Raw genomic sequence first — 26998 nt, 5'->3', positions numbered from 1 at the left:
AGGGATCCCGCGCGGGTTCCGGGCCGCGCGCCACGCTGGGCCGCATGGACGTGATCGTGGTGGGCGCCGGCTCGGCCGGTTCGGTGGTGGCGCGGCGGCTGGTGGACGCGGGCGCGGCGGTGACGCTGCTGGAGGCCGGGGGCGAGGACGTCAACCCGGCCATCCACGACCCGGCCCGGGCCGGGGAGCTGTGGCACGGTCCCGAAGACTGGGACCTGTACACGGTTCCGCAGGAGCACGCCGCCGGACGGCGGCTGCACCTGCCGCGCGGCCGGGTGCTCGGCGGGTCGCACGCCCTCAACGCGATGATCTGGGTCCGCGGCGCCCCGGCCGATTACGACGGCTGGGGCCTGCCCGGCTGGACCTGGGCCGACGTCGAGCCGATGTTCGCGCGGATCGAGAAGGACCTCCTGGAGGTCGTCCCGAACGAGCCGCTGCACCCGGTCCAGCAGTCCATAGTGGACGCCTGTGTCGCGGCCGGGCTGCCGCTGAACCCGGACTGCAACAGCGGAACCCTGGACGGCGTGTCCGTCGAGCGGATCACCCTGCGCGGCGGGCGGCGGTTCAACACCTGGCACGCCTACGGTTCGCCGGTGGCCGCGCGGATGACCGTCCACACGGGAGCGCTGGTGCACCGGCTGCGGTTCTCCGGCTCCCGCGTGACCGGTGTCGTCGTGTCGCTCGGCGGTGTGCTGCAGGAGCTCTCCGCGGATCTGGTGGTCCTCGCCGCGGGGGCGCTGGCCTCGCCCGCGATCCTGCTCCGCAGCGGCGTCGGCCCGGCGGACGAGCTGCGCGCGCTCGGCCTCGACGTCGTCGCGGACCTGCCGGGTGTGGGGCGCAACCTGCACGATCACCTGCTCTCGCCGGTCATCTTCTCGACCACCCGCGAGGTCGTGCCCGCGCCGGGCCGTCCGGTGACGCAGGTGCACTGGTTCTGGCGCAGCCGGGACGGCCTCGCGGTGCCCGACACCCAGCCGATCTGCTTCAGCGTGCCGATGTACGAGCCGTGGATGTCCGGGCCGCCCACCGGGTTCTCGCTGATGGCGGGCATGGTCACGCCGGAGAGCCGGGGCAGCGTGAAGCTGTCCGGGCCCTCGCCCGACGACGAACTGCTGATCGACCTCGCCGCCTTGTCCGCACCGGCGGACTTCGAGAGCCTGGTGGCGTCGGTGCAGCAGTGCCTCGAGGTCGGCCGCGCGCCGGCGCTGGCGGGGGAGTGGGGCGCCCGGCCGCGGTACCCGGCGCCGGGTACCGACGTCCGCGAGTACGTCCGCCGGACGGCGATCACGTACCACCACCAGGTCGGCACCTGCCGGATGGGCACCGGCCCGGACGCGGTCGTGGACCCGCGGCTGGCCGTGCACGGCCTGGACGGCCTGGTGGTCGCCGACGCGTCGGTGCTGCCCCGCGTGACGACGGGCAACACCAACGCACCGGCGGTCCTGGTCGGCGAGCAGGCCGCCCGGTTCCTCACCGGGAACTGAGCAACCGCCGCAGCCAGGAGGACCGCGCGGCCAGCGCCGCGCGGGTCACCTCCGCCTCCGGATCGAACCGGTCGAAGCCGTGGTGCGCCTCCGCCCAGACGTGCAGCTCGGTGGGAACCCCCGCTCGGGCCAGCCGCTGGGCGTAGGCCACGTCCTCGTCGCGGAACAGCTCCGCCCCGCCGACCTCGACGAAGGCCGGCGGCAGGCCGCTCAGGTCCGCCATCCGCGCCGGGGCCGCGTACGGCGAAACCTGCCCGTTCAGCAGGCTGCGCCAGCCGAAGTCGTTGGCTTCCTTCGTCCACACGAGGTCCGGGAGGTCGGCCGACGTCCGGTCGTCGAGCATCGGGCACAGCAGCAGCTGCCCGGCCAGCGCCGGCCCGCCGCGGTCGCGGGCCAGCAGCGCCACCCCGGCGCTGAGCCCGCCGCCCGCGCTGCCGCCCCCGACGACGAGCCGTTCGAAGCCGAAGGCCGACGCGAACCACACGAGGCCCGCGTAGCAGTCTTCGAGCGGCGCCGGGTGCGGGTGCTCGGGCGCGAGCCGGTACTCGACCGTGGCGCAGACGAACCCGAACTCCTCGATCAACGGCACCAGCCGCGGCAGGTCGGCGAACCGGTCGTCCATCACCATCCCGCCGCCGTGGATGCTGTACAGGCCGGGGGCGTCCGGCCGCGGGTGCCGTGGCTGCAGCACCGTGACCACGACCCCGCCGTCCAGCGTGTGGTCCGACCAGGTGATGTCCCGGTCGCCGATGGCCTCCGGCGGTGTGGGGTTGCGGAAGGACGCGCGGATCGCGGGGAGCGTCTCGGCGGAGAGGTTCACGGCCCCTCCGGATCGACGGCGTCCCGGTCCGCCCAGAACGGTTCCACCAGCGTCCGCAGGTCCGCCGCGCCCACCCGCTCGGCCAGCGCGACCGCCTTCAGGTTGTCCTCGAGCTGCCGCACGCTCGTGGCGCCGAACAACGTCGTCGTGTTCGCCGGGTGCGTGAGGGTGAACGCCAGGCACAGCTGGGCCGGGGTCGCCCCGACGTTCTCGGCCACCTTCGCGAGCTCCGCCGCCGAGTCCGCGATCCGCTGCCGCACCCCACCGGGGTCGCGGCCGACCTGGCGCCCGCCCTTCCCGAGCAGTACCCCGCCTTCGAAGACGTCGGACGCCTGCAGCGACACCCCGAGGTCGAAGACCGAAGCGAACGGCTCCCCGTCCGGAATGGACCGCCGCGCCACGCTGTACTTCAGCTGGGCGATCGCCGGACCGGGCACACCGTCCGCGGCCGCGAAGCCGTGCACGGCCTTGATCGCCGACGCCGACCAGTTGTTGACGCCCCACTGCCCGATCAGCCCCGCGGCGTGCAACTCGGCGAGGTCGGTGACGAGGGCGTGCAGGTCGGTGTCGTCGCGCCGGAGGTCGCCGAGGATCACCAGGTCGGCGTGGGTGACACCGGCGCGGAAGAACGCGTTCTCCAGCTGGGAGCGCAGGCTGTGCTCCGGGTAGCCCTCCAGCCACAGCTTGGCCGAGAGCAGGTAGTCCTCCCGGCGCAGGCCCGCGGCCCGGACCATGGCCGAGAACAGGACGTCGGTGAACACCGGCGGGCTGCCGGGCAGCCCGTAGACGCCGACGTCGAAGAGGGTGATGCCGGCGTCGACGGCCGCCTGCAGCAGTGAGACGGCTTCGCGGAAGTCCATCCGGTCGTAGGTGTGCCACGAGCCGAGGGACAGCACGCCGGTGCGCGGGCCGTCGCGGCCGATGCGGCGCTGGGGGATGGGCACGGGAACCCTCCTAGGGCAGTCGGGGGTCGATGACGGCTTTGAGCTCGTCGAGCCGGGACATCGACTCGACGGCGGCGGACGCGCCGGCCAGCCCGACCGGCGGGCTGAACAGCTCGTCCCAGGGCATCCGATCGGCGAAGGCGCGGAAGAACCCGACCGAACGGTGGTAGTCGGCGATGTCGCCGTTGAGGGAACCGGCGAGCGTCAGTTCCTTGCCCATCACCGTGCCCAGCGGCACCGGGACGGGCACCGGGCCGGTCGATCCGACGAGGGCGACCGTCCCGCGCTGGGCGGCGAAGGCGACGGCCTCCTCGCCGATCGTCGGGCCGCCCGCGAAGTCGAAGACGTGGTCGGCGCCGCGGCCGCCGGTCAGCTCGCGCACCCGCTCGATGCGTTCGTCCGGAGTGGACTCGACGGAGACGGTCGCGGTGGCGCCGAACCGTTCGGCCACGGCCAGCCGCGACTGCGGGCCGCCGACGGTGATCACCACCCCGGCGCCGCAGAGACGGGCGACCGCCGTGGCGAACACGCCGAGCGCGCCCGCGCCCTGGACCACGACTGTCGCGTTCGGACGGATACCGCCGGACCGGGCGACCGCGCGCAGCACGGTCTTGCCCGCGCAACCGGACATCGACGCCCATGTGTCCGGGACGTCGCCGGGCAGCAGCAGTTTCGCCGCGCCGGGCGTCACGTAGCAGTAGCGGGCCAGGCCGCCGGTGGCGTACGGGAACCGGTCGGCGCGCTGGAGGAAGCCGTAGCCGCGGTGCTCGCAGGCGACCGGCTCGCGCAGAACCGCGCAGCCGTAACACTTCCCGCACGTCGACTCGGACCAGCCGATGCGGTCGCCCGGCTTGATCTCCCGGCCGAGGGTGTCGGTGGTACCCGGTCCGGTGGCGACGACTTCGCCGACCATCTCGTGGCCCAGCACCATCGGGAGCATGCCGGGCAGGCTCATCTGCCCCGACCACAGGTGGACGTCGGTGCCGCACAACGTGGTGCAGGTGAGCCGCACGAGCGCGGCACCGGGCTCGGGCTCTTCGGGCAGCGGGAGCTCGCGCAGTTCGAGGGGAGCGCGGTGGCCGGTGAGAACGGCGGCCTCCGTGTGGGTGGGCAGGGCCATCTTTTTAGTCTACAGTCGTGGAAGAAAAAGTCCAGGGCCGGGAGGAAACCATGACGGCGCAACGGATCCAACCGGCGGACCTGGTGGTCCACGGCGGGGTGGTGCACACCTTCGGCCCCGCGGGCACGGTCACCGGTCTCGCGGTGCGCGACGGCCGGATCGCCGCGACCGGAGGCGGCCTGACCGGCCACATCGGACCGGACACCGAGGTACTGGACCTCGTCGGCCGCACGGTGCTGCCGGGCATCAACGACGCCCACTTGCACGCGACCTGGCTCGGCGCCCGGTGGCCGCACCCGCTGCTCGGCGTGCCGCACGGGGAAACCCCGATCGTCACCGCGGAAGACCGACGGGCCGCGATCCTGCGGGCCGGCGACGTCTGTGCGGCGCTCGGCATCACGAGCTACACCGAGCCCGGCCTCGGCCCGGGCGAGACCGGCTGCTTCTCGGCGGACGTCCTCGACGAGTACGCCGCCCTGCACCGCGAAGGGCGGCTGCGGGCCCGGGTCACCGTGCTGCGCCTGTTCGGTCTCCTCGACGGCGCCAGTTCGCTGGGGGACTTCGAGCGTGGCCTGGCCACGCCGGTGCCGACGGCGGACCCGGAATGGCTGGCCGTCACCGGCGTCAAGATCTTCGCCGACGGCATCCCGCCGATGCGCACGGCCTGGACCCACCACTGCTACGCCGACGGCACGCGCGGAACCCTGCTCGTCGACGGTCCCGACGACGACGGGCGCGCGGCCAACCTGGCGAAGATGATTTCCCTGGCCCATGAAGCCGGTCTCGTGGTCGGCGTCCACGCCACCGGCGAACGCAGCATCGAAGCCGTCCTCGAGCACCTGCGGGCCGGCGACCACCTCGTGCACGGCGACCTCGTCACCCCGCCCCAGCTGCGGCGGATGGCCGCTCGGGGCGTCGGGCTGACCACGCAACCGGCCATCGCCACCGCGATGCGGCCGATGGTCGCCACCGCGCTCGGCGAGGACGTCGCCGCGAAGGCGTGGCCGTTGCGGGACATCCTCGACCTCGGGGTGCCGCTCACGCTGAGCAGCGACGCGCCGGTCGTCACGCCCGACTGGCGCGTCCACCTCGCGGCGGCGGGGGAGCTGCTGGGCGCGCGAGGTGTCACGCCTGAGCTCACCGCGAGGCTGCTTCGCTGCTACACGACCGAAGCCGCGGCGCAGGACGGATCCGCGGCGTGGAAGGGGTCCCTGGAACCGGGAAAAGTGGCCGACTTCTGCGTCCTCGGTGCCGATCCGGTGGGTGTCCCCCTGGCGGGCCTGCCGTCGGTCACCGTCGAGCTGACCGTGACCGGCGGCCGGATCGTCCACAAGGGATAGTCAGGTGAGCAGCTGGCCGCCGTCCACCGCCAGGCTCACCCCGGTGATGTGCCCGGCGGCGGGCGAGGCCAGGAACACCACCGCCGGGACGACGTCGCCGACGGCGGCGATGCGGCCCAGCGGGATCCGGGCCTCCCAGGCCGCGCGGGCGGCGGGGTCCGCGGCGAACCCCGCCGTCATCGGCGTCAGCACCGGTCCGGGTGCGACCGCGTTGACGCGAATCCCGTGTGGAGCCAGCTCCAGGGCGGCGGACCGGGTCAGGGCGTCGACGGCCGCCTTGGTGGCTTCGTAGTGGCCGAGCCCGGGCGTCGGCTGCCGGGCGCCGATCGAGGAGATGTTCACGATCGCCCCGCGCGTCCCCGCCGCGGCCATGTGCGCGCCCACCGCGCGGGTCATCAGGAACGTGCCGCGGAAGTTGACCCGCAGGCAGCGGTCGAAGACCTCGACGTCCAGGCCGGTCAGCGGACCACCGCCCCCGGCCAGCCCGGCGTTGTTGACCAGCACGTCCACCGGCCCGAACCGGTCCGCCACCAGGGCGGCCGCGGCCTCGACCGACGCCGGGTCCGCGATGTCCAGTTCGACGTGCTCGGCGCCGATCTCACGACCGGCGTCGTGCGCGGCCCGGGCGTCCACATCGGCCACGACCACCCGGTCACCCGCGGCCAGGAACCCTTCGGCGACCCCGCGGCCGATTCCGCTCGCACCGCCCGTGACCACCACAACCCGTGTTTTCATTCTACAATCGTAGATGAAAGATGTGCTGCGGCGAAAGGAAAAACCGTGCTCGGAAGATCGGCCTTCGGCCTCGGCTCGTGGAACACCTGGGACCGGATGGACTCCGGCGACGCCGTCCGGCTGATCAGGGCGGCCGTCGACGCCGGCGTGACCCTGTTCGACGTCGCCCACTACGACTTCGGCCCGCACGCGGAGAACTCGCGCACCGACATCCTCTTCGGCGAGGCCGTGCGGAAGGCCGGGATCGCGCGCGAGGACTACGTGCTGTGCGGCAAGCTCTGGCTCTGGGACTACCCGCGCAGCGGCTTCGCCGAGCAGCTCGGGACGTCGCTGGGCCGGATCGGCACGGAGTACGCGGACCTGGTCGTGGTGGGCGACTACCGGGAGCGGCCGGACGTCCCGCGGGTCGTCACCGAGGTCGCGGAGCAAATCCGGGCCGGGCGGATCGGCGGCTGGGGCGTCAACAACTGGCTCGCCGCGGACCTGGACGCGGCACTGGAGTTCGCGGATCGCGAAGGTCTCCCGGGGCCGGAGTTCGCCCAGCTGAAGTACTCGATCGCCCGCCGCTCGATGGCCGAAGGCGAGCCCTACCGCGAGCACTTCACGAGCGGGCGGCTGGCGCTGCAGGCCTCCGACGTCTTCGAAGGTGGAGTGCTGCTGGGCAATGCGTCCCCGAGCCGGAAGATCGGCGCGGACGTCGGCGGGATCCGGTCGGCCATCGTGGACGCGTCCGCGGAGGTCGGCCGCGTCGCGGCGGACTTCGGCGCCACCCGCGCCCAGCTCGCGCTGGCCTTTTGCCTGGCGTACGAACCGGTGGCGAACGTCCTCTTCGGAGTGAGCCGCGTGGAGCAGCTGACCGACAACCTCGGCGCGCTCCTCCTGGCCCGCGAGCACGGGCCCGAGATCCGCGCGGCCCTCGACCACCTCCGCCTCGACCACGCCGTCAACCCCGACGGCTCCTGGTGAACCCTCGTGAGTGAGAAACAGTGTCAGAACACTGTTTCTCACTCACGAGGGCGGTCAGGGGGTGGTGAGGAAGGCGAGGGCCGCGGTGCGGAAGGGGGCGCCGCGCAGGGCGCCGCCGTGGTCGCCGGGGACCGTCAGGAGGTCGCTGCCCGGCACCAGGGGGACGAGGGTTTCGATGCCCTGGCTGACCGGGTCGTCCCGGCCCGCGACGAACCGCGTCGGCACGGTGAGGGCGCCCGCCTCCGGCGCGAACGGCTCCCGCCGCAGCCCTTCGATGCACCGGGCGAGGGCGGCCGGGTCGCGGCCGGGCGCGGTGATCATCCGGGCGATCGCCGCCGTCAGCGGGTCGGCGGGCAGCCGCCCGCCGGCGGCGAAGGCGAGGGCGGCTTCGACGTCGACGGCGCCGAACGGCTCGTGCGGGCTGAGCCCGCCCAGCACCAGCCGCCGGACCGGCAGCACCGCGGGCAGTTCCCACGCCAGCCGCGCCCCGAGCGAGTAGCCGACCACGTCCACGTCGGACACATGGCCCACCGCGGCCGCGAGTTCCTCGGCGATCGCCTTCGGAGTCGTGTCGGCGAGCGCCGGACTGGAGCCGTGGCCGGGCAGGTCGGGCACCAGCACCGGACGACCGGCGGCGGTGAGCGCCGACGGCCAGCCCGTGCTGATCCAGTCGGTGGGCCCGTCGGAGGCGAAACCGTGCAGCAGCAGCACCGGCGGCCCGGCGGGCGGCCCGTCCGGGGCGAACCGGCGGACGGCAAGGGAGGTGAGCGTCAAGGAGGTCCTTTCTCACGAAGCCCGGCGCAGGCGCTGCAGCTCGCCGAGCGTCCGGGCACGGGCGTCGACGGCGATGCGCAGCGCGGAGCCGATGAGGTTGAGCAGGAGCACGCAGGCCATGATCGTCACGCCGGGCACGACGACCAGCCACGGCGCGGTGACCAGGTACGACCGGCCCTCGGCGATCATGTTTCCCCAGGTCGGGGTGGGCGGGGCGATGCCGAGGCCGAGGAAGCTCATGGCGCCGTCGACGAGCATCGCGGCCGCGGCCAGGATGACGACCTGGACCAGCGCCAGCGGCAGCACGTTGGGGAACACGTGCACCAGCAGGATCTTGCCGCGGCTCATCCCGGACACGCGGGCGGCACCGATGTACTGCCGCCCGGCGATGCCGAGCACGCGGCTGCGGATCACCCGGGCGGTGAACGGCGTGAAGATCACCGTCAACGCGATCAGCTCGGTCCAGATGCTCGCGCCCAGCGCGATGGCCAGCGCCATCGCCAGGATGATCGCCGGGAACGACATCCACGCGTCCATCAGCCGCATCAGCACCGCGTCGGCGGCCCGGTAGAAGCCGCTCACCAGGCCGATCAGCATCCCCGAGAAGGCCGCGCACACCGTGATCAGCGCCGACAACCCCAGCGACGCGCGGCCGCCGGACACCAGCCGGGCCAGCACGTCCCGGCCGAACGAGTCGGTGCCGAGCGGATGCGCGCCCGAAGGCGGCAGCAGGCGGTGCACCGGATCGGTCGCGCTGACGCTCGGCAGGAAGAACGGCAGCACGACCACGGCCAGCACGATCAGGCCGAGCAGGACCGAGCACACGACGAGGGTCCGGTTGCGCTGGAACACCCGGGCCGCGCGCCCCGGCGGGGGAGCGTCCACCGCGGTGGCGGGTTCGGCGACGGCGAGGCTCATGCGACACGCACCTTCGGGTCGAGCAGCGCGTACGAGAGGTCGACCAGCAGGTTGACCACCACGAACAGCACCGCGACGAACAACGTCACGCCCTGGATGAGCGGGAAGTCGCGGGTGGACACCGCCCCCATGAGCAGGTGCCCGAGGCCGGGCACCACAAAGATCGACTCGATGATCACGATGCCGCCGACGAGCATGGCGAAGTTGCTGCCCAGCTGCGTCACCAGCGGCATCAGCGCGTTCGGCAGAACGTGCTTGAGCATGACCCGCCGCTCCGGCAGGCCCTTGACGCGGGCGGTCCGCAGGTAGGCGAGCGGCAGCTCGCCGAGCACGCTCTCGCGCAGGGTGAGCACGAACAGCGCCGTCTGCCCGACGACGAGCACGGTCACCGGCAGCACCAGAGCCGGCACCGCGGCCACCGGGTCGGTGAGCAGGTCGTGGTAGCCGCTGGAGGGGAACCACCGCAGCGTCACCGAGAACACCAGCACCAGCACCAGCGAGATCCAGAAGTCCGGCATCGCCATCCCGAGCGAGGACAGCCGGTCGAGCGCGCGGGCCACGAGGTTGCGCGGCGACACCGCCTGCCACGCCGTGATCGCCACCGAGAGGCCGAAGCTGATCACCGTCGAGAGAACGGCGAGTGTCAGCGTCGGCACGATGTGCGCGGCGACGACGTCGAGCACCGGCCGGTGGTAGGTGATCGACGTGCCGAAGTCGCCGCGCAGCACGTGCCCGGCCCAGCTCAGGTACTGCTGCCAGAGCGAGCCGTCGAGGCCCAGGCTCGTGCGCAGCGCGGCGACGTCGGCCGGGCGCGCGGTCGGGCCGAGGATGGCCTGGGCCGGGTCGCCCGGGATCAGCCGGATGACGAAGAACATCATGGTGCCGACGATGACCAGGATGATCGCCAGGTCGCGCAGCCGGCGCAGCAGGACCCCGGTCATGCGGCCAGCCAGGAGTTCCAGAACACCCGGTAGAAGTCGCCGTAGCCCTTGAGCCGCGGGGTGTAGGCGGCCCAGAGCTTCGACTGGCTCAGCGTGATCACCGACAGCTGCTTCCAGGTGAACGCCTGGAGCTTGTCGATGACGGCCTTGGCCTGCTCGGGTGTGGTCGAGGCGTTGAACTCGGCCAGCAGCCCGTCGAGCTCCGGCGACGACGAGCCGTTCAACGTGCCGAGGGTGAGCGCCGGCATCTGGGCGGGCGAGGTCAGCGACGAGTCGAAGAACAGCGTGGTGATGTCCCAGCCGCCCGGGTCCTTGGTGAGGGTGCCGAGCATGGTGGCGAAGTCGAAGGTGTCGATCTTGGTCTGCAGCCCGATCTTGCCGAGCGCGTCCTGGATGAGCACGGCCCACTTGCCGAACTCGGGGTAGGAGTTCGTGGTGACGATGTGGATCGTCGCGCCGGTCGTGATCCCGGCCTCGGCGAGCAGTTCCTTCGCGCGCGCCGGGTCGTACTGCCGGTAGACCGACTCACCGGCCGTCGAGTAGGACGCCTTGTTGTCCGGCGAGGCGAACGCGCCCGTTTCGATGGTCAGGTCCTTGCTGCCCCCGGTCGCCGCGTTGATGGCGGGCTTGTCCAGCAGGAGGTTCAGCGCCTGGCGGGCCCGGGGGTCGGCGAACTTCGAACCGGGGTTGAAGTTCGGGATGACGACGTTCTCGTTGCCGCCGGGCAGGTTGTGCACCACCAGGTTCGGGTTGGCCTTGAGCTGTTCGTACTGGTCGTTGGCCGGCATCGCGTGGTCCCACTGGCCGGTCTGCAGGCCGTTGATCAGCGCGTCCTGATCGCCGACGACCTTGTAGGTGACCGTGTCGAGGTAGGCGTGCTTGGCGCCGGCCTGGCCGCCCCAGTCCTCTTCGGATCGCGATTTGTAGCCGTCGTAGCGCTGGAGCACCAGCTGCTGGCCGATGTCCCAGCTCTTCAGCTTGTACGGGCCGGTGCCGACGGCCTTGTCCTGGCCGAACCCGGTGGCGGGCAGGCCCACCAGGTTCTTCGCCTCGTAGATCTCGGTGCCCGCACCGGCCAGCTCGTCGATGAGCGGGTAGCGCGGCCGCTTGAGGCCGATGACCACCGTCGCCTGGTCGGGCGCGGTGATGGCGGCGATGTCCGGGGTGACGAGCTGCCCGGTGCGGTGGCTCTTCTGCCAGCGCTGCAGGCTCGCGACGACATCGTTCGCGGTCAGCGGGTTGCCGTCCTGGAACGTGACGTCCTGGCGCAGCTTGAACGTGTAGGCGAGCCGGTCCGGGCTGGTCGTGTAGGTGTCGACGAGCATCGGCCGGGCGACGAAGTGCCGGTCGACCTCGAACAGCTTCTCGTACATCATGTTGCCGATCTGCGCGGTCACCTGGCCGGGATTGGCGACCATGTCGAGCGACTGCGGATCGGTCGGGACGGCGACGGTGAGGTTGCCGCCGCGGACCGGCGGCCCGTCGGCGGCCGGGGTTGTTCCGGCGCTGCCCATGCAGCCGGCGAGCAGCGTGGCCGCGGCGGCGAGGGCGGCGAGCAGGGGAGTTCTCTTCATGGGCGCGTCGATCCTGTGTGGGGGAGGGCGGGCAGGTCGGGGTTGGCGGCGAGCAGCCGCCGGGTGTAGTCGTGCCGCGGGGAGAGGCGGATCTCGTCGGGGGTGCCGGTCTCGATCAGCTCGCCGCGGTACATGACGCCGACGCGGTCGGCGACCGAGAGCACGAGGCTGAGGTTGTGGGTGATGAACAGCAGGCTGAGCGTGCGGGTGCGGCGCAGGTCCAGCAGCAGGTTCATCACCTGGCCCTGCACCGAGACGTCCAGGGCCGACGTCGGCTCGTCGGCGACGATCAATTCGGGCCCGGCGGCGATCGCCCGCGCGATGGAGACGCGCTGCCGCTGCCCGCCGGACAGCTGCGACGGCAGCTTCCCCGCGGTGTCCTTCGGCAGCCCGACCTCGTCGATCAGGTCGGCGACCCGGCGGTCCAGCTCGGCGCCGCGCAACGACGTGAGCTCCTTGAGCGGCTCGGCGATGATCCGGGCGGCGGTGTGCCGTGGGTCCAGGGAGCTCTGCGGATCCTGGAAGATGAGCTGGACGCGGCGGCGGAACGCCCGCTCGTCACCGGTGAGCCCGGCCGGGGTGATCCCGTGCGCGCCGAAGGCGACCGTGCCGGACGTCGGCGGTTCCAGCGCGCTCACCAGCCGGCCGAGGGTCGACTTGCCGGAGCCGGATTCGCCGACCAGCCCGAAGAACTCCCCGGGCGGGATCTCCAGGGAGACGTCCCGCACCGCTTCTACCCGGCGTCCTTTTCGTCCGTACACTTTGGACACAGCGGTGATGCTCAGCGACGGCCCGTCGTGGTTCCGTGCCGGACGTGCCTTGAGCGGCCGGGTTTCGACGGCTTCGGTCGCTTCGCCGGCCATGGCCGATTCGAGGAGGGTGGGCGAAATGGTGGGGAACCCGTCCCGGCGGTCGACGCCGAGCTGCGGCACGCAGCCGAGCAGCGCCCGGGTGTACGGGTGCTTCGGCCGCGTCAGGACTTCGTCGCTTGAACCCACCTCGACCAGGCGGCCGCGGTACATCACCGCGATCCGGTCGGCGACCTGCGCGGCGACGCCCATGTCGTGGGTGATGAACACGCAGGCGGTGCCGTGGTCGCGGCGCACGCGGTCGAACAGCGTGAGGATCTCCGCCTGCGTGGTGACGTCGAGCGCGGTCGTCGGCTCGTCGGCGATGAGCAGGTCCGGATCGGCCATCAGGGCCAGCGCGATCATCACGCGCTGCTGCATGCCGCCGGACATCTGGTGCGGGTACAGCCGCAGGATCCGCTCGGTGTCGGTCAACCCGACCTCGGTCAGCAGCCGCTTCGCCTTGGCCTCGGCCCGCTTGCGCAGCGGACTGCCGCGGCGGGCCGCCTGGCCGGGCAGCGACCCGGGTTCGCGGTAGGCCTCGGCCAGCTGCGAGCCGACGCGGCGGCTCGGGTTCAGCGAATCGAGGGCCTCCTGGAAGATCATGCCGAGCCGCGGCCCGCGGTAGGCACGCATCGCGTCGGCGGGCAGCTTCGTCACGTCCACGCCGTCGAAGGCGATTTCGCCGCGGGTGCGCACGGGGGCGACGAATTCGAGCAGGCGGATGATCGACAAGGCGGTCACGGTCTTGCCGCTGCCGGACTCGCCGACCACGCAGAGCGTCCGCCCTTGCCCGAGATCGAGGGAGAGCTCCCGCACGAGTTCGCGTTCGGTGTCGTCGGCGACGAGGCCGACAGTGAGCTCCCGGATTTCGAGCAGCGTCATGGATTCCCCTTCCTCGCGCCCGCCGCGACGGGCGGGCCGGACTGCCGGGCACCGGCAGGGGTAGTTCTACGCATGTTGACACTGGCCGGGGACCGTGTCAATGGTTTTATTCTACGAACGTAGGAAGTTGAAACATCACGGGTTTTTGTTGCTGCACGGCGGAAATTCGTCGCTGGACTCTTTTATCTACGCATGTAGAGTGTCTGGGTCGAACACAAGGAGGACGACGTGACGCCCACCCCAGCCGCGCCCGACCGGATCGTGGAAACCGCCACCGGCTACATGGCCGCCCAGCAGCTCTTCGCCGCCAACCGGATCGGCCTGTTCCCGGCGCTGGCGGCCGGCCCGCTCGGCCCGGCCGAACTGGCCGAGCGCACCGGCAAGCCGGAAAAGATCGTCCGGATCCTCGGCGACGCCCTCGCCGCGCGCGGCCTGCTGTCCCGCGTGGACGGTCGCTACGCGCTCACGCCCGACACCACCGAGTACCTCGGCGGAGGAGGTCTGGACCTGGCGCCGTTCCTGACCTTCCTCGAGACGATCAGCTACCCGCACTGGCTGCAGTTCGCGCACACCACCGACACCGGCGAGCCCGGCGAACTCGATCTCGAAGGCGACCGCTGGACCACCTTCCTCGGCGGGGTCATGGTGTATAACGCCCTGCACGCGCGCATGCTGACGCGCGAATTCGACTTCGGCGGGTACAAGAACCTCCTGGACCTGGGCGGCCTTTCCGCCGAGTTCGCGCTCCAGGCCCTCCACGCGAACGACGTCCTGCGGGTGACCTTCGTCTACGACCCGCGGTCGGTGGACTCGGTCACCGCGGCCGTCGCGGAGTTCGCCGGCCGGACGACCGTCGTCGGCGCACCGACCCCGGACGCCGAACCCGAGGGCGAGTTCGACCTCGTCATGGTCAACCACGTGGTCCACCGGTTCTCCGTCGACGAGAACCGGGCCATCCTGCGGCACGCGCGGGCCGCGGCTGCGCCGGGTGCCCGGCTGCTGCTACTGGACTTCTTCCTGGACGAGGACGACTCCCCGCGGGCGCTGGACGCGCTGCACGCGGGGGAGTACCTGGTCATCGACGGCACGGTCGTGTACCCCGAGCGGGACGTCCGGGGCTGGCTGGCCGGGGCCGGGTGGCGGCCGGTGGACCGGCTGACGCTGCCGGGTTCGCCGCGGGTGCTCGTCGCGGAGGCGGTGTGAGCATGGGTCTCGACCCCGCGGTGCGGGAGCTGCTGGCCCGCAGCCCCGACGCGCCCGCCCGCCCGATGACGGCCGCCGAGCTGCGGGCGGCGTTCGCGGCGTCGCGGCCGGAGCCCGGCCCGCTGGCGCCGGTGGCTTCGGTGACCGAGGTGTCCGTGCCCGGCCCGGGCGGCGACCTGCGCGTCCGGCTGTACCTGCCGGACGCGCCGGGCCCGGTGCCGGTGTTCGTGTGGATCCACGGCGGTGGCTGGACGATCGGCTCGATCGACGAGAACGAGGTCGCCTCCCGCGCGGTGTGCGCGGCGGCGTCGGTCGCGGTCGCGGCCGTCGAGTACCGCCTCGCACCGGAGGACCCGTACCCGGCGGCGCCCGAGGACTGCTACGCGGTGCTGGAATGGCTGGCGGCGGGCGGCGCGGGCCCGGCGGTTTCGCCGTCCCGGATCGCGGTCGGCGGCGAGAGCGCCGGCGGCAACCTGTCCACAGTGGTCTCCCTGATGGCCCGCGACCGCGGCGGCCCGCCGATCGCGGCGCAGGTGCTGATCTGCCCGGTGTTCGGCCACCCCGACGACGGCCATGCGTCCTATGTGGACTTCGCGACGGGTTACGGCATGACCGCCGACGCGATGCGGTTCTTCTTCGCCCAGTACGCCCCGCCTTCGTTGGACGACCCCTACGTGCTGCCGTCGCGGGCCGGTGACCTCACGGGCCTGCCGCCGGCGCTGGTGCTGACGGCGGAGTATGACGTCCTGCGTGACGAGGGGGAGGCGTTCGCCCGCCGGCTGGCGGAGGCCGGGGTGGCGGTGGACCTGCACCGGTACGCCGGGCAGATCCACGGTTTCTACGGCCTGTACACCGGCTTGCCCGCGTCCGCCCGGTCGCACGCCGAGGTGGCCGCGTACCTGCGGGGGATCTTCGCCTGAGGTCAGGGGCGGGTGAGGCGGTCCAGGAGGGACTCCAGGTGCCGGTGCTGGAGGTCGATCGTGGAGAACTCGCCCGCCACCAGGCTCATCACGTTGGCGCCGGCGTTGAGCAGGACGATCTCGTCGACGATCTGCTCGTCGGGGGTCGCGGTGACGATTTCGCCGTCTTCGCGGCCCTCGGCGAGGAAGCGGTGCAGCAGCCCGCGCCACTCGCGGACGTGCTCGAGGTACTTGTCGTGCATGGTCCGGTTGCCCAGCGACATCTGCCAGAAGATGAGCAGCACCCGCCCGGCGGTGATCCGCTCTTCGTCGATCGGCATGGACGAAACGCAGATCTCGCGCAGCGCGGTGAGCCCCCGCAGGCCGTCGAGCTCGACGTACTGGCGCATCATGTCGAGGGCCCGCTCGTAGGTGGCCGCGATGATGTCTTCCTTGCTGGGGAAGTAGAGCTTCAGCGCCCCATTGGCGAATCCGGCGGCGGCGGCGATCTCCCGCATGGTGGCGGCTTCGATCCCGCCCCGCACGATCAGGTCCCAGGTGACGTCGACGATGTCGCTGCGCCGCTGGTCGTGGTCGATGATCTTGGGCACCCGGCACCTCCCGCACTGGTTTCTCTACCAGTGTAGGAGAAAGTGTGCGCGCGGACAGCGCCGGGGGTCAGCGCCGGAACACGCGCCGCCCCGCGAACCACGTCTCCACGACCTTCGTCTCCGCGACCTCCGCCGTCCGGAAGGGATTGCGGTCCAGGACCACGAAGTCCGCCGACCGCCCCGGTGTCAACGCGCCCGTCACGTCGCCCAGGCCGCACGCCCGTGCCCCGCCCAGGGTGAACACCTCGATCGCCTCGGCCAGGGTGATCGCCTGCTCCGGCCAGAGCGCCCCCGGGCGGCGGCCGTGCGGGTCCGCACGCGTCACCAGGCCCGCGATGCCCTCCCAGGCGTTCGGCGACTCGCTCACCGGCCAGTCCGAGCCACCGGCCACCAGGGCGCCGGTGTCCAGCAACGTCCGGTTCGGCTGCATCCGCGACGCCCGGGCGGCCGGGAGCACCTCCGCGATCGCTTCCGGGATGACCCCCGGCACCCACAGGAACGGCGAGATGTCCGCCGCCACGCCCAGCGCGGCGAACCGCGGCAGGTCGTCCGGGTGCACGAACTGCCCGTGCGCCACCTGGAACCGCGTGTCGGCGTACCCCGCCGCGCGCACCTCCTCGACCGCGTCCAGGAACTGCCGCACCGACGCGTCGCCCGTGCAGTGGACCTTCGCCGAGAAACCCGCGGCGGCCGCCGTGAGGAGCCAGCCGGTCAGTTCGGCCGGGGGCATCGTCGTGGCGCCGTGGAAGCAGCTGCCGTGGGTGTCGTCGGGCAGGTACGGCTCCAGGAACGCCGCGGTGCGGGTCGGCGGCACGCCGTCGAGGAAGATCTTCACGAAGTCCGGCCGGTGGTGCTCGGTGCGGTACTCGCCGGCGAGCTCCAGCAGGGGCGCCCCGATCGGGTCGAAGCCGAAGATCGGGTCGTTGACCAGCAGCGACGACACCGCCCAGGCGTCGAGCTCGCCGGCCAGATCCAGCGAGCGGAGCGCACCCAGGATGTCGGTCGAGACCCCGGCGTCCTGGAACGCGGTGACGCCGAAGCCGTGCAGCACCTCGATCGCCCGCCGGGACGCCCGCCGGTGCTGCTCCGGGGTCAGCCCGGCGATCACGCGCTCGACCAGCACCCCGGCGGCCTCCAGCAGCAGCCCGCTGGGCTCGCCGCCGTCGCGGACGACGACCCCGCCGGGCGGGTCCGGCGTCGCGGCGGTGATCCCGGCCAGCTCCAGGGCCCGGCTGCTCACCCAGCGGTTGTGCCGGCTGTCGTCCGACAACGACACCGGCCGTCCGCCCGCGGCCTCGTCCAGTGCCCGCCGGGCCGCCGGAACCGACAGCTCCGCGACCAAAGTGGACGCCCAGGCGCCCCCGGTGAGCCATTCGTCCGGGCCCAGCGACGCGGCCCGCGCGCGGACGGCGGCCAGGATGTCCTCGATCCCGGCGTCCGCGCCGAAGGTGAGTTCGAACAGCTCCGCCCGCCCGGCCATCGCGTGGTGGTTGTGCACGTCGACGAGCCCGGGCATGACGAACTCACCACCGAGGTCGAGCACCTCGGTGTCCGGGCCGGCGACGTCGTCGACGACCTTGCCACCGCTCACGGCCAACGAGGACGCCCACGGCCGCGCGTTGTCCAATGTGTACACGACGGCGTTCGTCAACACCAAGTCGGCGGCCATGGTCAGCTCTCCGCCGGGTCGAACCCGGCACCGAAGGTGAAGTGCGCCGGTCGCTCACCGGTCGCGTCGAGTTCGAAGAGGACAGCGTGGTGGTCGAGGTCGTCGAGCGGCAGCCAGGTCGAGGTGTCGGAGAGCGTCATCTTGTCCTCAGTGTGCGCAGTGGTCGCCGGCCGGGAGGTCGAGCGCGGGGTTGCGGTCGAGGAACCCGGCCGGCCGGAACAGGAACCCCGAGCGGTCGACCGGCATCACCGGCCAGTCCTCGGGACGGGGTACGTGGGTCGGGCCGAAGACGTGCCACAGCACGAGGTCGGTGTCGACGAGGTCGCGGTCGGCGGCCGTCCACGCCGGCAGGCCCGCGCCGCCGGGATGGGCGTTGGGGCGCTCGCCGGCCGGGAACCGCTCGTCCGCGCGGTACGGCGTCGCCCACAGGTGCTGCGTGGCGAAGGTGGCGCGGGCGTGCACGGTCGCCTCCGGCTGCGCCATCAGCGTCGCCGAGGGCCGCGGCACCAGCTGGTAGGCGGTCGGCTTGCCGAGCCGGTTGACCCGGGACGCGCTGCGGACCTCCCAGACGCGGGCGCGGGCCGGGTCGGCCCGGCGCATCGCCTCGCGTTCGGTCCGCAGCGGTGTGGTCTTCCAGGTGAACGCGTTGCCGTACGGGTTGCGCGGTCCGGTCGGCACGCCTTCGACGTCGACTTCGTGCAGGCTGGTGCGGTCGCCGTCGACCTCGACGTCGAGGCGCGCGCAGAACAGGTGCTGGTGGACCGGTGCGAACAGGCCGGGTGCCAGCTCGGTGGCGTGCGGCTGGTCTTCGCCCGGTGTCCCGGCGCCGCAGAAGACGATGCCGGTGGCCTTCGCCTCGAACTCGATCGAGCCGTCGAGGTGGAAGTACCAGTAGTGGCCGTAGTCGTAGTTGCCGATGGTGGAGATCGACGACACCACTAGCCGCCGCGACCGCCGGACCTCGGGCCGCCCGGCCAGGTCGGTGTGCTTCCAGAGGATCCCGTCGTCCTCCTCGTGCAGGCAGACCGCGCGCGGGATCTCCACCGGCTCGCCGCGGTCGTCGGCCACCCAGGCCGGGAAGTAGTGGATTTCGCCGACGCAGTCGCAGCCCAGGCGCAGGTCGTTGCCGTTCTTGCCGAACTGGTACTCGCCGGCGTCGAAGTAGCTGATCCAGAACCGGCCGGGCGCGACGTCCCCGTACGGGACCACCATCTCCGGGACGGAGGCCCGGTACAGGACCGGCCGGCCCTGGAAGCTCACCTGGTGCAGCGTCAGCCCTTCGCGGGCGTTGAACCCGACGCGCAGCCGCCAGCCCTCCCAGCTCACCTCGGAGCCCTCGACGGTGAAGCTCGGCCCGGCGGGCTGGGTGATCTCGACCGGCTTGAGCGTCGTCCGCGCCGGGACGCCGGTGTACCGCCCGCTCTCGGCGGGCACCGGGACGTCCCCCTCGTCCTCGACGCGCAGCACGCGCTGCTCGGTCAGGTTCAGGTGCACGACCAGGCCTTCGACCGGGTGCGCCCAGGGGCTGTCTTCGGCGTCTTCCCGCAGGAAGGTCAGGGAACGCAGGACGCGGCCGGTCTCGTCTTCGCGCCCGAAGTAGCCGGGCGCGAGCGGCGCGCAGAAGGCGTGTTCGATCCGGTCGGCGAGGCCGCGCCGGGTCATCGCGGCCTGCCACTGCGCCGACGCCTTCGTCAGCCGCTCGGCCAGCGCGTACTCCTCGAACAGGTATGACGGCTGCCCGTCGGCCTCGGCCCAGTCGTCCCAGGACACCAGCTCGCCCCCGGTCACCGAGACGACGGCCTCGCCGGCGCGGCCGGTGGCGGTGTCGAGGAGCGTGTACCGGATCCGGCGGTCGCCCCCGCCCGCGCGCACCTCCGCCTTGGCGGGCTCGACCGGCAGGACCTGCGGGACCCGGATCGTGGCGCCGGTCAGCCCGGCCGCGGCGAGGATCGCGCGGCCGGCGGACAGCTCGGCGGCGGTCAGCGGGTCGAGGGGGTGCGGCGTGCTCACCCTGACGAGTCTCGGCCCCGGTCGCCGTGCGCGCCATCGACCTTGCGGCGCCGGACAACAACGCTGCGCTCGCGGCCAACCGTCCGGCGGCCGCCCGCGGTGAGGATGGGCGCATGCGAACCGAACTCGCCGGGAAGGCGGTGCTGGTGACCGGCGGCGCGTCCGGCATCGGCCTGGCCTGCGCCGACGCGTTCCGCGCCGAGGGTGCGCGCGTCGGCGTCGTCGACCGCCGGGCCGGTCCCGGCGTCGTCCAGGCGGACGTCACCGACGAACCCGCGCTGGCCGCCGCCGTCGACGCCGTAGCCCGCGGCTTCGGCGGCCTCGACGCCGTGGTCGGCTGCGCCGGGATCTCCGGCCCGGTCGGCACCCCGCTGTCCGCGACCACGGCCGACGACGTCGCCCGGGTGCTCGCGGTCAACGTCACCGGGCAGTTCCTGCTGGTCAAGCACGCGCTGCCGTGGCTGGCCGACGGCGGCGCGGTGGTCCTGCTCGGCAGCGACTCGGCGTTCACGGCGGCGCCGGGCATGGTGCCCTACTGCGCGTCCAAGGGCGCGGTGGTCGCGATGACCCGCGCGCTGGCCGTCGAGGTGCCGGGCATCCGGGTCAACTGCGTCTGCCCGTCGGTGGTGGACACGCCGATGGCGCGCGCCGACCTCGGCGCGGTGCTGGACGACCCGGCGTTCCCGGTGCAGGCGGCCGGCGATGTCGCCCGGCAGGTGCTGTTCCTCGCGTCCCCGGCTTCGCGGCCGGTCAACGGCCAGGCCCTGCTGGCCGACTTCGGGATGTCGGCGCGTTCCGCGTTCCCCGCATAGGAAAGGATCCATAGTGGACTCATCAGGCAAGGTCGTCGCGATCACCGGCGGCGGCACCGGCATCGGCGCGGCGGTGGCCCGCCGGTACGCGGGCGAAGGCGCGCGCGTGGTCGTGCTGGGACGGCGTCGCGAGCCCCTCGAGAAGGTGGCCGCGGAAACCGGTGCGCACGTCATCACCGGCGACGCGAGCGTGCGCGAGGACGCCGAAAGCGCCGTCGCCGAGATCATCGGCACGTACGGACGGCTGGACGTCGTGGTCGCCAACGCCGGCGGCCACGGCCTGTCGTCGGTGGTCGACACCGGCGACGACGAGTGGGAACTGGCCCTGCGCTCGAACCTCTCCAGCGCGTTCGTGTTCTGCCGGGCCGCGCTGCCGTCGCTGGTCGAGACGGGCGGGCAGGTGGTCGTGGTGTCGTCGCTGGCCGGGCTGTTCGCCGGGCCGAACGTCGCCGGCTACACGGTCGCCAAGCACGCGCTGATCGGCCTGACCCGCTCGATCGCCCGCGACTTCGGGCCGCGCGGGGTGCGGGCTAACGCGGTGTGCCCTGGCTGGGTCCGCACCCCGATGGCGGACGGCGAGATGGCCCAGTTCGCCGCGGCGGCGGGCTTCACCGGCGGCCACGAAGAGGGCTACCGCCGCGTGACGGCCGAGGTTCCGCTGCGCCGCCCCGCCGAGCCGGAGGAGATCGCGGCGATCGTCCGGTTCCTGGGCTCGGCGGAGTCGTCGTACATCACCGGCGCGGTCATCGTCGCCGACGGCGGTGCTCACGCCGTGGACCTGCCCACCCTGGCCTTCGAGCGCGCGGGCATGTGACCCCCTGGGGGCGTGAACCCTCACGCCCCCAGGTAGGCGCCGTGCAGGGTGGCGGGGGAGTCCAGCAGCGTCTGCGCGTCACCGGTGTAGGTGACGCGGCCCGACGAGACCACCACCGCCTCCTGCGCGACGCCGAGGGCCAGGTGCGTGAACTGCTCCACCAGCAGGATCGCCGCGCCCTCGGCCGCGAACCGCGTCACGACCGGCAGCAGGCGGGTGAAGACCACCGGGGCCAGGCCGAGCGACATCTCGTCGATGAGCAGGTACGCCGGGCGCGCGGCGAACGCCCGCGCCAGCACGACCATCTGCTGCTCGCCGCCGGACAGCAGGGCGGCGGGGGAGTCGCGCCGCTTCTCCAGCTCGGGGAACAACCCGAGGACCTCGTCGACGACCGCGGGCGTGCGTGCGGTCAGGCGGAGGTTCTCCAGCACCGTCAGCCCGGGGAACACCGCGCGGCCCTGTTCGATGTGGGCCAGCCCGAGCCGGGCCCGCGCCACCCGCGAATGCCGGGTCACGTTCACCCCGCCCAGGTGGACGCTGCCCGCCGACGGCGGCACCACGCCCGACACCGCCTCCAGCAGGCTCGTCTTCCCGGCGCCGTTGGGCCCGACCAGCGCCGTGATCCGGCCCGGTTCGAGGACCAGGTCGACGTCGCGGATGACCGGGCCGGCTCCGCGTTTCACCGTCAGCCCGTGGACTCGCAACGCGTTCACAGCAGCTCCGTTTCACCCATGTACGCCTTCAGCACGGCCGGGTCGGCCAGGACGTCGGCCTGCGGCCCGCTCGCCAGCACCCGGCCGAAGTCGAGCACGGTGAGCGTGTCGCAGACCGACCGGACGAGGTCGAGGTCGTGCTCGATGAGCAGCACCGACACCCCGAACCGCGCGGGCACCTGCCGCAGCCGCCGCCCGAACGCCACGTGCTCCTCGTGCGGCAGGCCGGCCGCCGGCTCGTCGAGCAGCAGCACCCGGGGTTTCGCGAGCAGGTGCCCGACGACCTCGACGAGCCGCCGCGCGCCCGCGTCCACCCGCGACAGCGGCGTCCGCGCCGCCGGGCAGCCGAAGAACTCGAGCGCGCCGTCGAGCTCGCGGCCGGTGAGCCGCCGCCGGGCGACGAACCGGACGTAGGCGCCGACGGTGAGGCCGGGCGGGACGCGGTCCTGCTGGAACGTCCGCCGCAGGCCGTCACGGGCCCGCCGGGTGGGCGAGCCGGTGAGCGGCCGTCCGCCGAGGGTGGCGGTGCCCGTGGCCCGGGGCAGGAAGCCGCTGATCGCGTCGACCAAAGTGGACTTCCCGGCGCCGTTCGGGCCGATCACGCCGAGGATCCCGTGTTCCGGCACCGCGATGTCCACTTCGGACAGTGCGGTGACGTGCCCGAAGCAGACGCTCAGCCCGCGGACCTCGAGCACCGGGTCGCCGGGAGGCAGCGGCTCGACGTCAGTCACGGCTTCGGTGAGCCCGACCCCGGCGGTCCGGCCGGAGCGGCGGCGGTACCAGAGGGCCCGCACGGCGGTGCCGAGGTTGCCGCGGCCGGTCAGGGCCTGGACGCCGAGCACGCCGAAGACGACGAAGCCCCAGTCCTGCGGCACGCCCCAGCGTTTGAGCAGCTCGGGCACGGCGACCCAGAGCAGCGCGCCGAACACGGCCATGTCGATCAGGTGCGCGCCGGACATGATGGCCAGCACGTACAGGGCGAGAGACTGGATGGCGGTGAAACTGGCCGGGAAGGCCAGGCCGACCTGCCCGGTGAGCAGGCCGCCGCTGATCCCGCCGAGGGCGGCGCTGACCGCGAAGGCGGTGAGCTTCGACGTCCGCACGCCCGCGCCGACCGCCGCGGTCCCGCGTTCGGAGAAGGCGACGAGGTGCCAGCTGCTGCCCCACCGCCCACGACGCAGGAAGTGCACGACCAGCCCGCAGGCGACGAGCACCAGCACGGCGAACAGGAAGTAGGAGCGGTCGTCGGAGAACGCCTCGGGCCGCTCGACGGAGAGGCCTTCGGTGGCGCCGGGGAACTGGATCTGCACGAGCGTGAGATCGGCGGCCGCGGCGAGCCCGAGGGTGACGACGGCGAGGGTGATGCCCCGCAGCCGCAGCGCGGGCAGCCCGACGAGCACGCCGGCCACGGCGGCGGCGAGGCCGCCGAGCAGCAGCCAGGTGCCGAACCCGCCGGGCACCCCGGCGACGTTGCAGGCGGAGACGACGAACGCCCCGACGGCGGCGAAGGTCAGCTGGCAGAGCGAGATCATCCCGGCGGTCCCGGTGACGACTCCCAGCCCGAGCAGCGCGATGGCCGCGACGACGGCACTGACCCCGAGGTAGACGAAGTACCCGGCGAGCCCGACGCTGAGCGCGTAGCCGATGCCGACGGCCGCGGCCGCGACGAGGAAGGGCAGGCCCGCCCGCGCGAGACGGTGTTCAGCGAGCCGCATCCCACACCTCCTTGCGCTGCGTCCACAGCAGCAGCGCCACGATCACCAGGAACGGCAGGAAGTACCGCAGGACCGAAAGCCGGTCACTCTGCGCCACCGCACCCTGCGCCATGCCCAGCACCAGCCCGCCGAGCACCGCCAGATCCAGCCGCCGGAAGCCGCCCAGCAGGGCCGCCGCCGCGGCCGGGACCACCAGCATCGCCAGCGACGTCGGGTCGTTCGACTGCGACGGCGCCACGATCGACACCGCGAGGGTCGCGATCACCCCGGTCGCCGTCCACACCCCGACCGACAGCGGCCGGGCCGGGATGCCCAGCAGCTCCGCCGTCGTCGGGCGCTCCGACAGGGCCCGCAGGCGCACGCCCAGCGCCGTCCGGGCCAGCACCGCCCGGCAGCCCAGGGCGACCAGGATCGCCAGCGCGACCGTGAGCACCGTGACCTGGCTGACCACCACACCCCCGATCGTGAACGCCGGGCCGGCCAGCAGCGGGTGGAACGGCTGCGGCTTGTTCCCGAAGAGGATGAACGCCAGCGAAATCAGCAGCAGGAGCACCGCGACCGTCGTCGCCGAGCGCGTGCCGGTGTCGGCCTCGGCCAGCCAGGTGGAAACGATCCAGCCGAGCACCGCGCTCAGCGCGCCGCCGAGCAGGATGCCGGCCAGGGTCGCCAGCCACGACGGGACACCGAGGTGGACGGCGAGGAAGACGGCGACGTAGCAGCCGAACATCCCGGTCGCGGACTGGGCGAAGTTGACCACCCGCACCAGCCGCGACATCAGGGTCAGGCACACCGCTAGCACCGCGTAGAGCCCGCCGGCGGCCAGACCGGCCAAAGCGCCCTGCAGCATCGACGTCCTCCTACTGCTTCGGGATCCGGAGCCAGTCCTGCGCGGCCAGGTCCCACTTGTTGGCGCCGGTGGCCAGCTTGATCGGCCAGCCCGCGGTGTTGTCGTGGTGCGCCTGCGCGGGCCCGAACACGTACGGGGTGCCGACCATCGGATCGCTGATCGGCTTCATCTCGCGCAGCGCCTTCGACACCGTCTCGCGCGTGATGTCGCCCTTCATCCCGCGCAGCACGGCGAGGAAGTACTTCGCCGCCAGGTAGCCGCCCTGGCTGAACGACGTCAGCGGGATCTTGTTCTTCGCCATCAGCTCCCGCCAGTCCTTGTTGGCCGGGGCGGCGGCGTCGGTGAACGGGTAGAACTCGGCCGGGACGTACACGCCGGCGCCCGCGTTCGAGATCGCCTTGGCGTAGTTCTCGCTGTAGACGCTGGTCAGCAGCAGCCAGGTGACGTCGGTCCAGCCCTGCGCCTGCGCGGCCTTGAGCTGGCCGATCGAGTCCGGCTCCACCGGGTTGACCGTGATCGCCTTGCAGCCCGCCGCGCGCGCCTTGACGATGTAGGGCGTGTAGTCCGATCCGCCGTAGGGCACGGTCGAGTCGAGGTACTTCAGCTTCTTGCCGGTGATCTTCGTCCACTCGCCGATGGCCGCCTGGTACGCCGGCAGCGTGTTGCCGGCGATCTCCAGCAACGCGCAGATGTCGTCCTGTTTCAGCACTTCCGAGCCGTAGAGCAGGGTGAGTGTCATGTCGTGGAACGGGCCGACGTTGACGGGCGCGATGTTCGGGCTGGAGAAGCACGCCGGATCGACGCCGATGCCCGGCATCGAGAGGATCTTCTGCTGCTCGTAGTACTTCTCGTTGATCTCGCACTCGATCAGGCTCGATGACCCGACGAGCGCGACGGCCCGGTCGCCGCCGACCACCTCGCGGGCGGCCGCCGCGGCGGCCGCCGGGTCGCCCTTGTCGTCGATCGCCTTGTACTCGATCTTGCGCCCATTGACACCACCGGCCGCGTTGGCCGCGTCGAACACGGCTTTCGCGGCCTGGGACGCCTCCGGGAAGGTGGCCGCGCCGGACAGCGCGTTGACCGACCCGACCACGATCGGGCCGTTCGAGCCGGCGTCGGAGCCGGCGCAGCCCGCGGTGGCCAGGAGCACGGCCGCGGACAGGGCGGGCAGGAATTTTCTCATTGCTGCTCCCGGAGGGCGGCCACGACGGGCGCGGAGTCGACGATCTGCTCGAAGGACACGACCTCGCCGCTCGCGAAGCGCCACAGGTGCGCGACGCGGGCGGTGAACGACCGGCCGGTCCGGCGGTGGGTGCCGGTGTAGGTGCCGACGCCGACCACCACGTCCCCGGCGTCGAGCAGGTCGCCGAGGGTGAAGCGGTAGCCGTCCCAGTCCCGGCCGATGGCCTCGAACACGCGCTCGCGCACCTCGTCCGGGCCGGTGTACGTGCCGGCGTAGGGGAACCCGGCCGCCTCCGTCCACGTCGTCCCGGGGCCGAGCGGGGCGAGCATGCCGGGCAGGTCGCCGGCGTCGCTGGCGGCGTAGTGCGCGCGGATGACGTCCACATTGGACACGAGGGCTCCTTCAGACGGGCTGGGCGTCGGGGTAGGCCACCGCGCCCAGTGGGTAGATGTGCCCGCCGGCGCGGGAGTGCTCGGACCGCCCGTCGCCGGTCAGGCCGAGGAAGACGCCGGTGGTGCGCAGGGCGTAGCCGAGGTCGTGCAGCCAGACGCTGGCCACGGCGATCCGGAACTCGCGGAAGCAGAACAGATACAGCCCGTCGGCGAACTTCCACACCGTCGACAGGTCCATGTCGCCGTGCCCGCGCTGCACGCCTTCCAGGCACTGCCAGGCGTAGCGCTGCGAGGAGACGTAGACGTGCTCGTAGAGGTGGTCGGGGCTATAGCGGTAGAGGTTCCGCTTGCCGATCAGGTCGCGCGACGGCCCGGGCACGGCCCCGGACGGCTCGCCGCCGTCGGTGACACCGGCCCGGAAAGTCTGCGAAACCCGGGGAACGCCCTCGACGTCCTCGGCGCCGATCACCGAGCGGACGGCGAGGGCGCGGTGCGTGGCCGTCGAGTACACGACGGTCAGCGCTTCGCCGTCGACGCCGGCGAGCGGCAGGTTCACGAAGAAGACGTCGTCGCGCACGGCGACGGCGTCGTACGGGTCTTCGACGCCGTTGCACCGGACGTGCTTGGCGTCGGTGAAGCTCAGGGCGAGGACTTCGCCGTCGTCGAGGGTGATCGTGACGTCCCGGCCGGTGAGGTCGGCGTTCGGCAGCCGGTAGGTGGCGATGCCGGCCGCGAACTCGTCGTAGGTGCGCCAGTCGTCGGAGGGGGCTTCGGGCATGGC

The 26998-nt window shown here is 72.7% G+C and carries 26 protein-coding genes; 7 read left to right on the top strand and 19 right to left on the bottom strand.

The window, feature by feature from the left end:
* Nucleotides 1-44: 44 nt before the first annotated feature.
* On the top strand, nt 45-1484 hold the full coding sequence (locus tag IE317_RS09620) for a GMC family oxidoreductase (RefSeq protein WP_191308337.1): 1440 nt from the start codon (nt 45-47) through the stop codon (nt 1482-1484).
* Here IE317_RS09620 and IE317_RS09615 read toward each other — a convergent pair.
* From IE317_RS09615 to IE317_RS09605, 3 genes are read right to left on the bottom strand one after another with little or no spacing between them, the layout of a single operon-like run.
* Complete coding sequence (locus IE317_RS09615) at nt 1471-2304, bottom strand: alpha/beta hydrolase (RefSeq protein WP_229902595.1); 834 nt, start codon at nt 2302-2304, stop codon at nt 1471-1473. The two genes, IE317_RS09620 and IE317_RS09615, sit on opposite strands and share 14 nt — an antisense overlap.
* A complete protein-coding gene (locus IE317_RS09610) occupies nt 2301-3248 on the bottom strand; it encodes an aldo/keto reductase (protein WP_191308335.1) in 948 nt (315 codons plus the stop codon). The genes IE317_RS09615 and IE317_RS09610 overlap by 4 nt, the downstream gene beginning before the upstream one ends.
* 10 nt (nt 3249-3258) lie before the next feature.
* On the bottom strand, nt 3259-4362 hold the full coding sequence (locus IE317_RS09605) for a zinc-binding dehydrogenase (RefSeq protein WP_229902616.1): 1104 nt from the start codon (nt 4360-4362) through the stop codon (nt 3259-3261).
* Nucleotides 4363-4385: 23 nt separating this feature from the next.
* Here IE317_RS09605 and IE317_RS09600 point away from each other — a divergent pair, with 23 nt between their 5' ends.
* Complete coding sequence (locus IE317_RS09600; RefSeq protein ID WP_229902594.1) at nt 4386-5708, top strand: amidohydrolase; 1323 nt, start codon at nt 4386-4388, stop codon at nt 5706-5708.
* Here IE317_RS09600 and IE317_RS09595 read toward each other — a convergent pair whose 3' ends face one another.
* The gene (locus tag IE317_RS09595; protein ID WP_191308331.1) at nt 5709-6443 is read right to left on the bottom strand and encodes an SDR family NAD(P)-dependent oxidoreductase; all 735 of its coding nucleotides are present in this window, start codon (nt 6441-6443) and stop codon (nt 5709-5711) included.
* Between the two features lie 45 nt (nt 6444-6488).
* Between IE317_RS09595 and IE317_RS09590 the strand changes: the two genes are divergently transcribed.
* The gene (locus IE317_RS09590) at nt 6489-7409 is read left to right on the top strand and encodes an aldo/keto reductase (protein ID WP_268246861.1); all 921 of its coding nucleotides are present in this window, start codon (nt 6489-6491) and stop codon (nt 7407-7409) included.
* A 54-nt stretch (nt 7410-7463) separates the two neighbouring features.
* Here IE317_RS09590 and IE317_RS09585 read toward each other — a convergent pair whose 3' ends face one another.
* Genes IE317_RS09585 through IE317_RS09565 form a run of 5 tightly spaced genes read right to left on the bottom strand, consistent with a single transcriptional unit; the run spans nt 7464 to nt 13349 of the window.
* Nucleotides 7464-8183, bottom strand: coding sequence for an alpha/beta fold hydrolase (locus IE317_RS09585; protein ID WP_444859537.1), 720 nt, complete (start codon nt 8181-8183; stop codon nt 7464-7466).
* Between the two features lie 12 nt (nt 8184-8195).
* The gene (locus tag IE317_RS09580; protein WP_191308329.1) at nt 8196-9101 is read right to left on the bottom strand and encodes an ABC transporter permease; all 906 of its coding nucleotides are present in this window, start codon (nt 9099-9101) and stop codon (nt 8196-8198) included.
* Nucleotides 9098-10042 carry an ABC transporter permease gene (locus tag IE317_RS09575; RefSeq protein ID WP_191308327.1) on the bottom strand — a complete coding sequence of 315 codons (945 nt, stop codon included), beginning with the start codon at nt 10040-10042 and terminating at the stop codon, nt 9098-9100. The genes IE317_RS09580 and IE317_RS09575 overlap by 4 nt, the downstream gene beginning before the upstream one ends.
* Entirely contained in the window at nt 10039-11616 is a 1578-nt protein-coding gene (locus IE317_RS09570) for an ABC transporter substrate-binding protein (RefSeq protein WP_191308325.1), read from the bottom strand. The genes IE317_RS09575 and IE317_RS09570 overlap by 4 nt, the downstream gene beginning before the upstream one ends.
* The gene (locus IE317_RS09565) at nt 11613-13349 is read right to left on the bottom strand and encodes a dipeptide ABC transporter ATP-binding protein (RefSeq protein ID WP_191308323.1); all 1737 of its coding nucleotides are present in this window, start codon (nt 13347-13349) and stop codon (nt 11613-11615) included. The genes IE317_RS09570 and IE317_RS09565 overlap by 4 nt, the downstream gene beginning before the upstream one ends.
* A 228-nt stretch (nt 13350-13577) precedes the next feature.
* Between IE317_RS09565 and IE317_RS09560 the strand changes: the two genes are divergently transcribed.
* Both IE317_RS09560 and IE317_RS09555 read left to right on the top strand, forming a co-directional pair.
* A complete protein-coding gene (locus IE317_RS09560; RefSeq protein ID WP_229902593.1) occupies nt 13578-14552 on the top strand; it encodes a methyltransferase family protein in 975 nt (324 codons plus the stop codon).
* The gene (locus tag IE317_RS09555) at nt 14549-15472 is read left to right on the top strand and encodes an alpha/beta hydrolase (RefSeq protein ID WP_191308321.1); all 924 of its coding nucleotides are present in this window, start codon (nt 14549-14551) and stop codon (nt 15470-15472) included. Before IE317_RS09560 ends, IE317_RS09555 begins: the two co-directional genes overlap by 4 nt.
* A 2-nt stretch (nt 15473-15474) precedes the next feature.
* Here IE317_RS09555 and IE317_RS09550 read toward each other — a convergent pair whose 3' ends face one another.
* The 4 genes from IE317_RS09550 to IE317_RS09535 form a co-directional block, all read right to left on the bottom strand.
* Nucleotides 15475-16062, bottom strand: coding sequence for a TetR/AcrR family transcriptional regulator (locus IE317_RS09550; protein ID WP_191308319.1), 588 nt, complete (start codon nt 16060-16062; stop codon nt 15475-15477).
* A 67-nt stretch (nt 16063-16129) separates the two neighbouring features.
* Complete coding sequence (locus tag IE317_RS09545; RefSeq protein ID WP_191308317.1) at nt 16130-17731, bottom strand: amidohydrolase; 1602 nt, start codon at nt 17729-17731, stop codon at nt 16130-16132.
* A gap of 2 nt (nt 17732-17733) precedes the next feature.
* Nucleotides 17734-17871, bottom strand: coding sequence for a hypothetical protein (locus tag IE317_RS09540; RefSeq protein ID WP_191308315.1), 138 nt, complete (start codon nt 17869-17871; stop codon nt 17734-17736).
* A gap of 7 nt (nt 17872-17878) precedes the next feature.
* Nucleotides 17879-19741: a primary-amine oxidase gene (locus IE317_RS09535; protein ID WP_191308313.1), complete on the bottom strand. Its 1863-nt coding sequence runs from the start codon at nt 19739-19741 to the stop codon at nt 17879-17881.
* A 113-nt stretch (nt 19742-19854) separates the two neighbouring features.
* On the opposite strand from IE317_RS09535, the gene IE317_RS09530 reads away from it, so the two are divergent.
* Nucleotides 19855-20553, top strand: coding sequence for an SDR family NAD(P)-dependent oxidoreductase (locus IE317_RS09530; protein WP_191308311.1), 699 nt, complete (start codon nt 19855-19857; stop codon nt 20551-20553).
* Between the two features lie 13 nt (nt 20554-20566).
* On the top strand, nt 20567-21367 hold the full coding sequence (locus IE317_RS09525) for an SDR family NAD(P)-dependent oxidoreductase (protein ID WP_191308309.1): 801 nt from the start codon (nt 20567-20569) through the stop codon (nt 21365-21367).
* A gap of 20 nt (nt 21368-21387) precedes the next feature.
* Here IE317_RS09525 and IE317_RS09520 read toward each other — a convergent pair whose 3' ends face one another.
* From IE317_RS09520 to IE317_RS09495, 6 genes are read right to left on the bottom strand one after another with little or no spacing between them, the layout of a single operon-like run.
* Nucleotides 21388-22080 carry an ABC transporter ATP-binding protein gene (locus IE317_RS09520; RefSeq protein ID WP_191308307.1) on the bottom strand — a complete coding sequence of 231 codons (693 nt, stop codon included), beginning with the start codon at nt 22078-22080 and terminating at the stop codon, nt 21388-21390.
* Entirely contained in the window at nt 22077-23795 is a 1719-nt protein-coding gene (locus tag IE317_RS09515; RefSeq protein WP_191308305.1) for a branched-chain amino acid ABC transporter ATP-binding protein/permease, read from the bottom strand. Before IE317_RS09515 ends, IE317_RS09520 begins: the two co-directional genes overlap by 4 nt.
* Nucleotides 23782-24642 (bottom strand): branched-chain amino acid ABC transporter permease, encoded by an 861-nt coding sequence (locus tag IE317_RS09510; protein ID WP_191308303.1) that lies wholly within the window; start codon nt 24640-24642, stop codon nt 23782-23784. The genes IE317_RS09515 and IE317_RS09510 overlap by 14 nt, the downstream gene beginning before the upstream one ends.
* Nucleotides 24643-24652: 10 nt before the next feature.
* On the bottom strand, nt 24653-25825 hold the full coding sequence (locus tag IE317_RS09505) for an ABC transporter substrate-binding protein (RefSeq protein ID WP_191308301.1): 1173 nt from the start codon (nt 25823-25825) through the stop codon (nt 24653-24655).
* Nucleotides 25822-26217 carry a nuclear transport factor 2 family protein gene (locus tag IE317_RS09500; protein ID WP_191308299.1) on the bottom strand — a complete coding sequence of 132 codons (396 nt, stop codon included), beginning with the start codon at nt 26215-26217 and terminating at the stop codon, nt 25822-25824. Before IE317_RS09500 ends, IE317_RS09505 begins: the two co-directional genes overlap by 4 nt.
* 10 nt (nt 26218-26227) lie before the next feature.
* Nucleotides 26228-26995 carry a MoaF C-terminal domain-containing protein gene (locus tag IE317_RS09495; RefSeq protein WP_191308297.1) on the bottom strand — a complete coding sequence of 256 codons (768 nt, stop codon included), beginning with the start codon at nt 26993-26995 and terminating at the stop codon, nt 26228-26230.
* Nucleotides 26996-26998 lie beyond the last annotated feature (3 nt).

This window comes from Amycolatopsis bullii (genome assembly GCF_014654205.1).
GTDB classification, from domain to species: Bacteria; Actinomycetota; Actinomycetes; order Mycobacteriales; family Pseudonocardiaceae; genus Amycolatopsis; species Amycolatopsis plumensis.
This window is presented reverse-complemented; position numbering and strand designations above follow the sequence as displayed.

Excerpts from the sequence above, each read along its gene's own strand:
- IE317_RS09620 (WP_191308337.1), top strand. The coding sequence starts at position 45 with ATGGACGTGATCGTGGTGGGCGCCGGCTCGGCCGGTTCGGTGGTGGCG.
- IE317_RS09595 (WP_191308331.1), bottom strand. The coding sequence starts at position 6,443 with ATGAAAACACGGGTTGTGGTGGTCACGGGCGGTGCGAGCGGAATCGGC.
- IE317_RS09580 (WP_191308329.1), bottom strand. The coding sequence starts at position 9,101 with ATGAGCCTCGCCGTCGCCGAACCCGCCACCGCGGTGGACGCTCCCCCG.
- IE317_RS09575 (WP_191308327.1), bottom strand. The coding sequence starts at position 10,042 with ATGACCGGGGTCCTGCTGCGCCGGCTGCGCGACCTGGCGATCATCCTG.
- IE317_RS09570 (WP_191308325.1), bottom strand. The coding sequence starts at position 11,616 with ATGAAGAGAACTCCCCTGCTCGCCGCCCTCGCCGCCGCGGCCACGCTG.
- IE317_RS09565 (WP_191308323.1), bottom strand. The coding sequence starts at position 13,349 with ATGACGCTGCTCGAAATCCGGGAGCTCACTGTCGGCCTCGTCGCCGAC.
- IE317_RS09545 (WP_191308317.1), bottom strand. The coding sequence starts at position 17,731 with ATGGCCGCCGACTTGGTGTTGACGAACGCCGTCGTGTACACATTGGAC.
- IE317_RS09540 (WP_191308315.1), bottom strand. The coding sequence starts at position 17,871 with ATGACGCTCTCCGACACCTCGACCTGGCTGCCGCTCGACGACCTCGAC.
- IE317_RS09530 (WP_191308311.1), top strand. The coding sequence starts at position 19,855 with ATGCGAACCGAACTCGCCGGGAAGGCGGTGCTGGTGACCGGCGGCGCG.
- IE317_RS09515 (WP_191308305.1), bottom strand. The coding sequence starts at position 23,795 with ATGCGGCTCGCTGAACACCGTCTCGCGCGGGCGGGCCTGCCCTTCCTC.
- IE317_RS09510 (WP_191308303.1), bottom strand. The coding sequence starts at position 24,642 with ATGCTGCAGGGCGCTTTGGCCGGTCTGGCCGCCGGCGGGCTCTACGCG.
- IE317_RS09505 (WP_191308301.1), bottom strand. The coding sequence starts at position 25,825 with ATGAGAAAATTCCTGCCCGCCCTGTCCGCGGCCGTGCTCCTGGCCACC.
- IE317_RS09495 (WP_191308297.1), bottom strand. The coding sequence starts at position 26,995 with ATGCCCGAAGCCCCCTCCGACGACTGGCGCACCTACGACGAGTTCGCG.